The organism is Streptomyces prasinopilosus, from assembly GCF_001419695.1.
In the GTDB taxonomy this organism is placed as follows: domain Bacteria; phylum Actinomycetota; class Actinomycetes; order Streptomycetales; family Streptomycetaceae; genus Streptomyces; species Streptomyces prasinopilosus.
The window spans coordinates 1-11,787 of record NZ_LIRG01000041.1; the positions used below are offsets into that span (position 1 = coordinate 1).

General features: G+C 72.4%; 9 protein-coding genes. 2 read left to right on the top strand and 7 right to left on the bottom strand.

Annotated features, from left to right (window positions below; translation table 11 throughout):
* The first annotated feature begins 369 nt into the window (after nt 1-369).
* Nucleotides 370-1,533 (top strand): TetR/AcrR family transcriptional regulator, encoded by a 1,164-nt coding sequence (locus tag AOK18_RS02600; RefSeq protein ID WP_079104815.1) that lies wholly within the window; start codon nt 370-372, stop codon nt 1,531-1,533.
* A gap of 125 nt (nt 1,534-1,658) precedes the next feature.
* Here the strand turns inward: AOK18_RS02600 and AOK18_RS02605 are convergent, their stop codons facing one another.
* The 5 genes from AOK18_RS02605 to AOK18_RS02625 form a co-directional block, all read right to left on the bottom strand.
* Nucleotides 1,659-2,861: an oxygenase MpaB family protein gene (locus tag AOK18_RS02605; RefSeq protein WP_055693187.1), complete on the bottom strand. Its 1,203-nt coding sequence runs from the start codon at nt 2,859-2,861 to the stop codon at nt 1,659-1,661.
* A 757-nt stretch (nt 2,862-3,618) separates the two neighbouring features.
* Complete coding sequence (locus AOK18_RS02610; RefSeq protein WP_055693188.1) at nt 3,619-5,580, bottom strand: acyl-CoA dehydrogenase family protein; 1,962 nt, start codon at nt 5,578-5,580, stop codon at nt 3,619-3,621.
* Nucleotides 5,581-5,916: 336 nt separating this feature from the next.
* On the bottom strand, nt 5,917-6,315 hold the full coding sequence (locus AOK18_RS02615; protein ID WP_055693189.1) for an effector-associated constant component EACC1: 399 nt from the start codon (nt 6,313-6,315) through the stop codon (nt 5,917-5,919).
* The gene (locus AOK18_RS02620) at nt 6,312-7,952 is read right to left on the bottom strand and encodes a caspase family protein (RefSeq protein WP_055693190.1); all 1,641 of its coding nucleotides are present in this window, start codon (nt 7,950-7,952) and stop codon (nt 6,312-6,314) included. Before AOK18_RS02620 ends, AOK18_RS02615 begins: the two co-directional genes overlap by 4 nt.
* A gap of 244 nt (nt 7,953-8,196) precedes the next feature.
* Entirely contained in the window at nt 8,197-8,619 is a 423-nt protein-coding gene (locus tag AOK18_RS02625; RefSeq protein WP_055693191.1) for a secondary thiamine-phosphate synthase enzyme YjbQ, read from the bottom strand.
* A 98-nt stretch (nt 8,620-8,717) separates the two neighbouring features.
* Between AOK18_RS02625 and AOK18_RS02630 the strand changes: the two genes are divergently transcribed.
* The gene (locus tag AOK18_RS02630) at nt 8,718-9,800 is read left to right on the top strand and encodes an NAD(P)-binding domain-containing protein (protein WP_055693193.1); all 1,083 of its coding nucleotides are present in this window, start codon (nt 8,718-8,720) and stop codon (nt 9,798-9,800) included.
* A 60-nt stretch (nt 9,801-9,860) separates the two neighbouring features.
* Here the strand turns inward: AOK18_RS02630 and mltG are convergent, their stop codons facing one another.
* Both mltG and AOK18_RS02640 read right to left on the bottom strand, forming a co-directional pair.
* Entirely contained in the window at nt 9,861-10,745 is an 885-nt protein-coding gene (gene mltG, locus AOK18_RS02635) for an endolytic transglycosylase MltG (protein WP_055574561.1), read from the bottom strand.
* Between the two features lie 43 nt (nt 10,746-10,788).
* On the bottom strand, nt 10,789-11,787 hold a 999-nt coding region (locus AOK18_RS02640; protein WP_157865003.1), incomplete at its 5' end, for an ABC transporter ATP-binding protein.

Here is an 11,787-nt window from a genome sequence, read left to right on the forward strand (position 1 = left end):
GACGACGGTCCTTCCGGCCGGCTCGTCCGCGGCCGGAAGGACCGTCGTCCCCCCTCGGGGAACCGGAACGGCCGGGAAGTACCGCGGGTTCTCCGGCGGAGGACGGGCCCCGCACGGGGTCCGGTGCCCCTTCCCGGTCTCCGTCCGGCGTCGCGGGGCGGGACGCGGGAGTCCTTGAAGCCCTCCGCGCGGGTGGCGGCCGGGGAAGGAATCCGCCCGCGTGCGGCGAGCCGCCGGCAGGGGCGGGCAGCGGTCGAAGGTCCCGGTGGGGACCGGGTTCCCACGGTCCGCGCGAAGGAGCCCGGCCCTCCGGCCGGCGTGTGGTTGACTCGTCCGCATGGCCCCGTCCCCGCATCCGCCCGTCCGGTCGTGACCGCCGGTCCGACCGCGGCCACTCGGCCCCGCAACCGCAGGCAGCTCATCGTCGAGGCGGCCGGCCGGGCCTTCAGCGAACGCGGCTACCACACCACGTCCATGGAGGAGATCGCCGCGGGTGTGGGGATCACCGCGGCGGCCCTGTACCGGCACTTCCCCAACAAGTACGCGCTGTTCGCCGAGTGCGCAGCCGTCACGGCGGACCGGCTGGTCACCGCGCTCGACGAGGTGCCGCCCGGGGCGGGGCCGGGGGATGTGCTCGGTGCCGTCACCCGGGTCACCGTCGCGCACCGCGCGGCGGGCGGTGTGTACCGGTGGGAGGCCCGGTACCTCAACCGTGAGGACCGCCGGCACCTCAGGGCGAGGTTCGGGCACGTGGTCGGACGGGTCGACGAGGCGGTGCAGCGCGCGTACCCGCTGCCCGGCGAGCGCCTGCGGGCCGTGGCGGCCCTCGGTGCGATCGGGTCCATCACGATGCATCACACCTCGATCGCCCAGCGCCGGGCCGAGGAACTGCTGCTGGCGTCCGCGCTGCGCGTGGCCGCGACCGATCCCGCGGCGGTCCGCGGGAGCGTGCGCCCCGTCGAGCTGCCGGCCCCGCCGGTGCCGCGGACACGGAGCGCGGAGATCCTCGCGGCCGCCGTCCCGCTGTTCGCACGGGACGGGTTCGCCAGCGTCACGAACGGGCAGATCGCGCAGGCCGTGGGGCTGGCCCCGTCCGCGCTCTACCGGCACTACTCCGGCAAGGTCGACATCCTGGCGGCGGCGTGCCTCCAGGCGGCGGCGCTGCTGGCCCGGGGGGTGGACCAGTGTCTTCGCGAGGTGTCCGGCCCGCACGACGCCGTCGTCGCCCTGGCCGCGACGCACGTGGCCTACAGCTTCGAGTACACCGCGCTCAACAGCGTCGCCGAGTCCGAGATCGCCGGCCTGCCGGCCGACCTGAGGCGGCCCGTGGCCCTCGCCCAGCGTGAGCACATCGCCGTCTGGGAGCAGCAGTTGCGGCTGGCCCGTCCGGAACTGGACCCGCGCCAGGCCCGGGTGCTGGTGCACGCGGGGTTCGGCGTGGCGGTGGAGGCAGGACGCAGACTGCGGTGGCGGGACACCCCTGACCACCGAGAAGCCGTGACCGCCCTGGTCATGGGCGCCCTCGGTCTCTGAACGGACGTCGGGACCGGGCGCGCGACGGGGCGCCGCGCCGTGGAGCGCCTCGCCCGGATGTCCCACGGGGCCCGCCCCCCGGCGCATCCGCGCGGGGCGGGCGCAGGGAGGATCGGACCGGCGGCTCAGCCGGCCGACCTGTTTCCGGTGGGGATCGTGATGGGGGTGGTGGTCCCGGAGGAGCCCTTGTTGAGGAACAGCATGGCCAGGGCGCGCACGAACTGGTCGAGCATGTAGAAGGTGCCGGGCATGACGGGCGAGAGCCCCTCACGGAACAGGACGTACGCCGGCCATGCCGTGCGCACCAGGGCCGCCGACGCGTAGTCGCGTCGCAGTCCCAGCCAGTCGCCGACCTCGTCGCTGAGGACGTAGCGCACGAACTCGTTCAGGAAGCCGCGCGTGACGCCGAGGTCGATCTGCGCGGTCAGACCGAGCAGTTCCCCGGCCAGCTCGATGCCCTCGGTCGACGGGGCGAGGATCGGGGTGAGCACCTGCGCCGACTGCCTCTCGGCCTCCGCCCAGGTCCGCGGGATGTGCTCGTACGGCACCCCGAGCAGGTGGACCGCGACCTGCCACGAGTGCAGGAACGCCTCCTGGTCCGCGGCCGGGTACGGGACCCGCCAGTCGAGCAGCTTCCGGTGCACGTAGGTGCCCAGGCTGTGGAAGGTGACCAGGATGTCGGCGGCGCTGATCGGGACGGTCTCGTCGGCGACCGCCCTCCAGTGCGGCGACTGCGGCAGCAGGTGACGCACCGCGGCGTGCACCACGCGCGTCTTGTTCGCGGTGACGACGAACTGCCCCGTCGGCTTGAACGCTCCCAGTTCGGACAGGTCATAGCCGAAGGTGAACGTCTTGGCCGCGCGGTCCTGCATGTCGGCGCCGCCCGCGGACCAGTAGACGCTCTTGGCCTCGCGCGGGATGACGGTGCTCATGATGCCGCTGCCGAGGCCGTACAGCATGAAGAGGTAGGTGTCCCTGCGCCGGTTGAAGTCGGCGGCGCGGGTCAGCTTGGTCTGGTCGGCCCAGGAGGGCAGCCGGTTGACCCGCCCCAGGTACGCGGCGAATTCGGCCGGCAGGCCGCCGGGCAGCGGGTCGTCGTTGTTCACCCACGACGCCCAGGCGGTGTTGATCGCCGGCACGTGCCCCTGGTCGAGCATCGACGCCATCAGCGGGTCCGCCGCGTCGTCCCAGATCCACTCCGGACCGGTCCCTGCGGCGGACCCTGCCCCCCTGCCCGTCGACGCCCACGCCTGCACGGGGTTCGCCGCACCCACGAGGCCGAGTGCGACACCGAGTGACAGGGCCTTTCGCCTGCTGAGGTTCTCCATTGACTTACCTGCTTCCCTGATGGGCCAGATGGTTCCAGGTGCCTTCGCAGACTTGCCGATTGCGTGACCAACGCGCGATGCGCCCCGACACACATGTGTGATTTTCGATTAACATAGCGGGGTCCGTTGCGGTCGGCAACGGTGGGGACCGAGGGGTGTTGCAGCCGCCGGCCCCGAGCCCGCCGCCTCCTCTCCGGCGGCCCTCGGGCAGGACCGCCCCGCCCGGCCCGAACCCGTCCCGCGCGCCGGGGAGGCCCGCACGGCCGCGGCACGGGACCGGGACCGCTCCTTCGGCCGCCGCCGCGTCGGGTTCCCGACCCCCGTGGACGACCGACACGTCGACCGCACCGGGGGGTGCCCGAACAGATGAGCGTGGGGAAGGCGCGCGGTGTCCGGTGCCTTGCGAGCGTGCGTGCCGGACGCCGCGACGCCGCGGGCCCGTGCCGGAAGCCCTCCCGGGGGAGCAGGCCGTTGCCCTTCCGGCCGGGCGGCCGCGCGACCGCGGGCGAGGTCCCCGGCACGTCCGGTCGGGGCGGGGGTTCTGTCCCTGTTCGTCCGTGACGGCCGTCCGCAGGGTGGTTCCCGAGCCGCCGGCGCCGGAGGCGGGCCGGTCCTTCCGCCGGTCCCCGGCGCCGGTCGTGCGGGGATTCCGGCGACAGCCCGGACCGCGCGCTCCGTCACGGACGCCGCTCCCGACCGTGGGCGGGCTCGGTCCGACGCGGTCCCGGTCGGTGCCGGGCCGAGCCTCGTCCCCGGGTCAGCCCACCAGGTCGGGCGCGCGCAGCATCTCGGGCGGGATGCCCCAGGCGTCGACGAGATCGACCGCGAGGGGCCGGACCTTGCGGCAGAGCTCGTTCACCTCACGGCTGATCGCCTTGGAGCGCTGGGCGGTCAGCCGGCCGTGCTCCATGAACCAGGCCCGGTCCGCCTCGATCGTCGACAGGGCGAACAGGTCGCACAGCAGGCCCAGTGCGTCCTTGTTGCCGCTCTCGGGCAGTGCGCGCACCGTGTCGACGAACGCCTCCAGCACCAGCCGCTCGACGTGCGCGTGGGCGACCGCGATGACGTGGTCCTGCACCTGTGAGAAGACGACTCCGGGATCGCGCTCCTGGTCGATGCCGCGCTTGAGCCGGCGGGCGACGCCGGCGAGCATGTGCTCCTCGCGGTAGCGGAGCATGGCGAGCTGGTACTCCGAGTCGAACAGTCCGGCTTCCCGGTCCCACTCGTCGCCGCCGGGCAGCAGGTCGCGCACCCGCTCGAGCAGCTTGTGGGCCGACGTCTTCTCCATGATCGTCTCGACGGCGAGACCGGTGACGTGGCGGACCGTGCCGAGCTGGTCCAGGTCCTCGAACTCGCTCGCGTAATGGGTGAGCAGGCCCTTGGCCACGAGCTGCAGCAGGACGTGGTTGTCGCCCTCGAAGGTGGTGAAGATGTCGCTGTCGCCCCTGAGGGCGGCGAACCGGTTGACGGTGAGGTAGCCGGCGCCGCCGCACGCCTCGCGGCACTCCTGGACGACCCGGGTGGTGTGCCAGGTGGCGAGCGCCTTGGTGCCGGCGGCCCGTGACTCCAGTCGCCGCCGCGCGTGCGCGTCGTCCTCGGTGCCGGAGAAGACGTCGTGCAGCTGCGTGCGCACGACGTCCTGCGCGAAGTGCAACGCGTACGTGCGCGCGATGAGCGGCAGCAGGCGGCGCTGGTGCAGACCGTAGTCGAGGAGCAGTTGCTCCTCCGTGTCCGGGGCCGCCCGGAACTGCCGGCGCCGCACCGCGTACTTGGTGGCGATTGCGAGGGCCACCTTGGCGGCGTTGACCCCGGCGCCGCCGACACTGACCCGGCCCTGCACCAGCGTGCCGAGCATGGTGAAGAAGCGCCGGCCGGGGTTCTCGATCGGGCTCTCGTAGACGCCGTCGGCGCTGACGTCGGCGAACCGGTTGAGCAGCGCCTCGCGCGGCACCCGCACGTCGTCGAACCATATGCGGCCGTTGTCCACGCCGTTGAGGCCCATCTTGCGGCCGTCGTCCTCGATCCGGACGCCGGGCGCCACCTCGCCGCCGACCCGGACCGGCACGACGAACGCGTGCACGCCCTCGGACTTCCCGCCCACCTCCAGCTGGGCGAAGACGACCGCCAGCTCGGCGTGGCGGGCCGCGTTGCCGATGTAGTCCTTGCGCGCCAGGTCGCCGGGCGTGGTGATGACGAACTCCCGGGCGGCGGCGTCGTACCTCGCGCGGGTGCCGAGCGCCTGGACGTCGGAGCCGTGCCCGGTCTCGGTCATCGCGAAGCACCCCATCAGCCGACCGGTGATCAGGTCGGGCAGGTAGGCCCTGTGGTGGCGTTCGGTGCCCAGGTGCAGGATCGCGCCGCCGAAGAGTCCGAACTGCACGCCCACCTTCACCAGCACCGACAGGTCTCCGAAGGCGAGCGTCTCGAACGCGGCGATCGACGCCCCGATGTCGCCGCCCCCGCCGTACTCGCTCGGGAAGCCCATGCCGGTCTGGCCCGTCGCGGCCATCTCGACCACGAGTTCACGCACCCGCTCGCGGAACGCGTCGATGCCGAGTTCGTCGGCCTCCTCGAGGACGGAGGCATGGGTCACCAGGTTGGTCCGGACGAGGTTCCGGATCCCGGCGTACTCGCCGTCGAGCACCTCGGTCAGTGCGCGGACGTCGACCTCGGGACGCGTGCAACCGCTCGCGGCGGGGGGTGTGGTGTCAGTGGCCATGCGGACTTCGCTACCCCGCCCGGGGACGATCAAGCGGTCGGCCGGGGCCTCGGAGCCGTGCGAGGGGGCACGGCGGGGCGACCCCGTGGTCGTCACCTCGCGGGGTCCACGGCGGCCGAAGCGGGCACGACGCGCGCAACCGGATCACGGCACACCCCTCGCGCCACCGGCTCGTCGCCCCTGCCGGACAGCCGGCCGGGAAGGGATCCGGCAGGGTTTCCGCGGCGGTGGGCCGAGACGCCGGGCACCTGTCTCCACGGCACGGGAGCCCTGTCCGCCGCGAGAGCCGCCTTCACGCTGCTTCCGCCGTCCGACCCGTGAGCACACCGGGAACACTCACGGGCTGCTTCCGGCCGAGCCTGGCGAAGTGCCCTGACCGCCTTCCGGATAGGCGGCCTTGAGTGTCTCGGCAAGACGGCGGATCTCCGCGGGATCCTCGGTCCCCCTGACGTGGATGGATGAGTCCCCCAGCCTGATCTCCACCGTCTCGGCGGTCTGCCCGCGGGACTTCCGCCACGCCACGATGGTCTCGAGGAAGGAGGGGAGCGTGAGGAGCGAGGTGAGGACGATAGCCAGGGCATCCAGTCCGTCGCCCAGCTCACCGGCCTTCGGCTCGGCGGTCTGCCAGTGGACGCGTCCCAGCCTGCGTGCCCGGGGATCGCGCACGAGGTACGTGCGCAGGCCCTCCAGGCCTCTCGCGCCCTCCGGATGACGGATCTCGACCACCGGAATCACGTGTGCCTCCAAGACGGATTGTTGACGAGTGGGACGCGGTCTCCGTCTCCGCCCACCTGGCGGCCCGGTTCCGGGAGTCCCCGTTCTCTGCAGATGCGCCGTACGTGCTGGAACAGATGATCGGTGTGCAGGATCTCCGGTGCGCCGGGGATGCCTTTCCGGAGGGCCGCGATGAGGTGTCCGGTGAAGGCGGTGTACTCCTCGCCTTCCGGGGCGAGTGCGGGCGTGGTCGCGTTCGCGGCCGTGAGTACGTAGGTTCCGTCGATCGCCGCGGCGTTGGCCAGACTTTCGGCATCGCCCAGGATGTCCAGAGCGGCTCCGCTGTAGCAGCTGTCGACGACGACGACTCTTCTACCGATCTGGCTGTCCGCGATCTGATGCCGCAGATTGTTGAAGTCGAGAGCGGACCAGGGCTTCTTCCAGTCGGATCTGGTCAGGCCGAGCATCAGCCGCCCCCAGGGGTCGGTCAGGCCGTGGCCGGCGAAGTAGACGAACAGGGCGCCGTCCACCGGGTCCGCCGCCTCGGAGGCCCGGAGGACGGCCTCGTGCACGTCCTCGGCGGATCCGGGATCCTTCACCACGAAGACGTTCGCTTCGGGGACTCCGAAACAATCGGTCATGACGGACCTCAGTGCTTCGATGTTCCTCGCGATGGAAGGAACGGCCGGGAGCACTTCGTAGGCGGAGACCCCGATCAGAACGGCCGCACCGTGATGCCACAGGGGAAGGTACTTCGCGAGCGCCTCCTCCTCCCGGGCACTCCTGACGAGGTCCGGCCAGCACACGCTCTTTGGGTCTTCGTCGGCCATCCGGCAGAGCGCCCCGACCACGTCCAGGAAGCTTCTCTCGTGCTGCCGGCGAGGAGGCCCGAACCACCCCCTGCCGGCGGCGAGGTACGTGCGGACACGATCGCGGTGTTCCGGGTCGGCCGAGATCTCCGGGTCGTCAATTCGGCGCAGCAGGGAATCGGCGTTCATCTCGCCCTCGCCGCACTTCCTCCAGGCGGCGATGCGCAAGGATCTGAACTCGTTGTAGAGCCGGTCGGCGGCCGATTCCGCCCTCATCTCGTCGTAGCGCCGGAAGGTGTCGTTCCGGAGGGCTTCGGCGGCCGCGTCGCCGATCAGCCCGTCCCATTCCCAGTCCACCGTGAACCCGCCGGGAGATCGCTCGTGCCAGGCCGTGAGGACACGCAGCACCACCCTGAAGGCCGAGATCTCCCAGGGGCGCGCCGGCGCGCGGAAGGAGTCGCGGCTGTCCTCCAGCCACACCTCGGCCAGGTCCACCGTCAGGTTTCCCGATTCACGGGGAAGGCGTCGGGCGTCTTCGACGATCGCGTGGGGGCCGATGTCGTCCATGATGTGTGCACGGATGGCGTGTTCGCGCAGACCGTGGAAGTGCAGCCAGAGCAGTGTCCGATCCAGATCGGGAGGCGGGGCGGGACTGCCCGGCGGCTCTCCGTCCTGGATCTCCTTCAGCTCGGCCCGAAGTCCGCGCACGGCGCTGAGGTATGCCCGGCCGTCGCGGCCGGCCGGTGTGTCGGGGAGGTTGTCGCCGGATGCCAGGTCTTCGAGGGTGATCCTCCGTGCGCCGCCCTCGGCCGGCCGGTCACCGGGAGCGGACGCGTCTGTTCGCAGCATTGTCCCGGGGTCCCCCCATCCAGGCCGAGCGTGTGCCCGAGCGTCCCGACCGGCCCAACGCTAGTCCGCCTGCCGGCCTCCACGTGCCGGAATCCGGCATCGGGCCCACCCTTGCGGACCGTCGCCCCACGCGTCACGGTGCGCGCCGGGTGATCGGGCGGCCGCGGCCGCCGCCGGCGGTCGGGCCGGTCCCGCGGCCGCCCGACGCGGTCGACCGTCCGGGGGGGTCGGCGCTTCTCGGGACCTACCCGAGGAACGACAGTCGCACCGTACGGTCGTGATTCGAGACGTTCGTGTCGACCAGGCACACGGACTGCCAGGTGCCCAGCTCCAGACGGCCGTCCAGTACGGGCAGGGTGGCGTGCGGCGGGACGAGGGCGGGCAGGACGTGGTCGCGGCCGTGGCCGTGGTGGCCGTGGCGGTGCTGCCAGCGGTCGTCGGCCGGAAGCAGGCTGTGCAGGGCGGCCAGGAGGTCGTCGTCGCTGCCCGCTCCGGTCTCGATGACGGCGATGCCGGCGGTGGCGTGCGGCACGAAGACGTTGAGCAGCCCGTCGCGGCCGGCCGCCGCCTCCCGCAGGAAGGACTCGCAGTCGCGGGTGAGATCGACGATCCGCTCCGCGGAGCCGGTGGTGACGTTCAGGACCCGGGTGGTGAAGGCGTCTGACATGTCTTCCATCCTGGACCATGCGCAGGAGGCCCCGGGTGGCGGCGCCGGTCCGCGGGAAGATCCACGCTCCCGGCGGCGTTGGTAGAAATGTGAACTACATCAGCGGGGCCGAGGCGGCCGAGGTCCAGTCAGTCGTCATAGGCGCCGGGCAGGCGGGGCTGTCCGGCGCCTACCACCTGCGGCGCACCGGTTTCGAGCCGGAGCGCGACTTCGTGGTGCTCGACCACAACCCGGGCCCCGGCGGGGCCTGGCGCTACCGCTGGCCCTCGCTGACGTACGGCAGGGTGCACGGGATGCACGCGCTGCCCGGCATGGAACTCACGGACGCCGATCCCGCGCGGCCGTCGTCCGAGGTGATCACCGAGTACTTCGACCGTTACGAGCGGGCGTTCGACCTGCGGGTGCGGCGGCCGGTGAAGGTGCGGACGGTACGGGAGGGCACCGGTGGCCGGCTCCTCGTGGAGACCTCGGCGGGTGCCTGGTCGACGCGGACGCTGATCAACGCCACCGGCACCTGGGACCGGCCGTTCTGGCCGCGCTACGAGGGGCAGGAGACCTTCCTGGGCCGGCAGTTGCACACCGCGCGGTACCCCGGCCCCGAGGCGTTCGCCGGGCAGCGGGTCGTCGTGGTGGGGGGAGGCGCCTCGGCCACGCAGCACCTGCTGGAGATCGCCCCGTACGCGGCGGACACCACGTGGGTGACCCGGCGGCCCCCGGTCTTCCGCGAGGGCCCCTTCGACGAGGAGGCGGGACGGGCGGCCGTGGCCCTGGTCGAGGAGCGGGTGCGGCGGGGGCTGCCGCCGCGCAGTGTCGTCTCGGTGACGGGACTGCCGCTGAACGACGCGATCCGCCGGGGCCTCGCCGACGGCGTACTGGACCGGCAGCCGATGTTCGACCGGATCACGCCGGAGGGGGTGGAGTGGAAGGACGGGCGGCGGGTGGCGGCCGACGTCATCCTGTGGGCCACCGGGTTCCGTCCGGCCGTCGACCACCTCACTCCGCTGCGGTTGCGGGAACCCGGCGGCGGCATCCGCCTCGAGGGCACCCGGGCGGTCGCCGACCCCCGCGTCCACCTCGTCGGCTACGGCCCCTCGGCCAGCACCGTCGGCGCCAACCGTGCCGGGCGCGCGGCCGTGCGGGACATCGGGCGTCTGCTGGCGAAGGAGCGCGTCACGGTCTGACGCCGCCCGACGGTCGAGGAGCACGGCCCGGCCCGGCACCGACGGCCGGCGCGGGCCGCCTCACACCTTGCCCGACTCCGTCTGCCGCCCCTGCTCCTGCCGCCCCTCCTGGCCCTGCTTCGCCTTCTGCTGCCACGCGTCGGACTCGGCGAGGTTCCTCCGGTGCTCCTCGTCGTCGGCGGTGAAGCGGGTGTCACCGGGCTTGACCGTGACGAAGTACAGCCAGTCGCCCGGCGTCGGACTGACCGCCGCGCGCATCGCGTCCTCGCCGGGGTTGTCGATCGGGGTGGGCGGCAGCCCCATGCGCGTGTAGGAGTTGTAGGGGCTGTCGGCCTCGATGTCCCGCTCCTTGGTCCCGGGCGTCGAGCGGCCCAGGGCGTAGTCGACCGTCGAGTCCATCTGCAGCGGCATCCCGCGCTCCAGGCGGTTGAAGATCACCCGTGCGACCTTGCCCATGTCGGCCTTGGAGGACGCCTCCGCCTGGACGAGGCTCGCGACGGTGACGGCCTGGTAGACGTTCATCGCGTTGCGCTGCGCCCCGGCGGCGACCGGGGCGCTGTTGAACTTCCTGTTGGCCGTCTCGACCATCAGCGCCAGCAACCGCTCCGGCGTCGTCCCCTCCTCCAGCGGGTACGCCGCCGGGAAGAGGTAGCCCTCCGGGTTCCCGTCGGCGTCGCCCGGCAGCTCGAGATCGGCTTTCGCCAGGGACTTCTTCGTGCTTCCCGCGGGCAGTTCGAGAGCCTTGTCGACGGCCGCGTACACCTGGTTCGCCCGTCGGCCCTCCGGGACGACCAGGGTCGCGGGGCGGGGGTCGGCGCCGCCGCCCAGGACGAGCAGGGGCACCGCCACCGCGGTGCCGGCCACGACGGCCCCGGTCGCGACGAGGACGAGCCGTCCCCGGCGCGTCAGTCGGATCGATTTCCGTGACGGAGTGTTCGTCTGCATGCGGGAACGGTAACCCGCAGAACGCCACAAAACCGGCATATTTTCATCTTGTCGGCTCCAGTTGGGCGTCCCTGCGGACCAGGGCCGCGTACTTCCCGTCCCGCTCCAGCAGTTCCTCGTGCGTGCCGCGTTCGACCACGCGTCCCGCGTCGAGCACCACGATCTGGTCGGCACCGCGGACGGTGGAGAGCCGGTGGGCGATGGTGAGCGTGGTGCGGTCGGCGGACAGCGCGTCGAGGGCCTGCTGGACGGCGGCTTCGGTACGGGTGTCGAGCGCGCTGGTGGCCTCGTCGAGAACGAGCACCGGCGGGTCGCGCAGAATGGTCCGGGCGATCGCCAGGCGCTGCTTCTCACCGCCGGAGAAACGGTGGCCGCGCTCCCCCACCACGGTGTCGTACCCGTCGGGCAGGGCGGCGATGTGGTCGTGGATCTGTGCCGCCCGCGCCGCCGCGTGGAGTTCCTCGTCCGTGGCGTCGGGCTTCGCGAACCTCAGGTTGTCGGCCACGGAGGCGTGGAAGAGGTACGTCTCCTGGGAGACGACGCCGACCGCGCGCGCCAGGGTGTCGAAGTCGAGGTCGCGCACGTCCACCCCGTCGAGGGTGACCCGGCCGCCGGTGACGTCGTACAGCCGTGGCACGAGGTGGCCCAGCGTGGACTTGCCGGCGCCGGTCGAGCCGACCACCGCGAGACCGGTGCCGGCGGGGACGGTGATGTCGATGCCGTCGAGGACGGGGCCGCCCTTGCCGTCGTAGCCGAAGGTGACGTTCTCGAACCGGACCTCGCCGCCGACCCGGTCGAGGCGGACCGGGTCCGCCCGCTCGGTGATGTCGACCGGCAGGTCGAGGTACTCGAAGATGCGCTGGAACAGCGCGAGCGAGGCCTGGATCTGCACCCCGGTCGACAGCAGGCTCACGGCCGGCCGGAACAGGCCCTGCTGGAGCGAGACGAAGGCGACGATCGTCCCGATGGAGACCTCGGGTCCACCGGTCCGCAGGGTGATGCCCGCGGTCCAGTAGATGACGGCGGGCATCACCCTGCGGAC

Bases quoted from the DNA above. Each gene is read 5' to 3' on its own strand.
- AOK18_RS02605 (WP_055693187.1), bottom strand. From the start codon at position 2,861: ATGGAGAACCTCAGCAGGCGAAAGGCCCTGTCACTCGGTGTCGCACTC.
- AOK18_RS02610 (WP_055693188.1), bottom strand. From the start codon at position 5,580: ATGGCCACTGACACCACACCCCCCGCCGCGAGCGGTTGCACGCGTCCC.
- AOK18_RS02620 (WP_055693190.1), bottom strand. From the start codon at position 7,952: ATGCTGCGAACAGACGCGTCCGCTCCCGGTGACCGGCCGGCCGAGGGC.
- AOK18_RS02625 (WP_055693191.1), bottom strand. From the start codon at position 8,619: ATGTCAGACGCCTTCACCACCCGGGTCCTGAACGTCACCACCGGCTCC.
- mltG (WP_055574561.1), bottom strand. From the start codon at position 10,745: ATGCAGACGAACACTCCGTCACGGAAATCGATCCGACTGACGCGCCGG.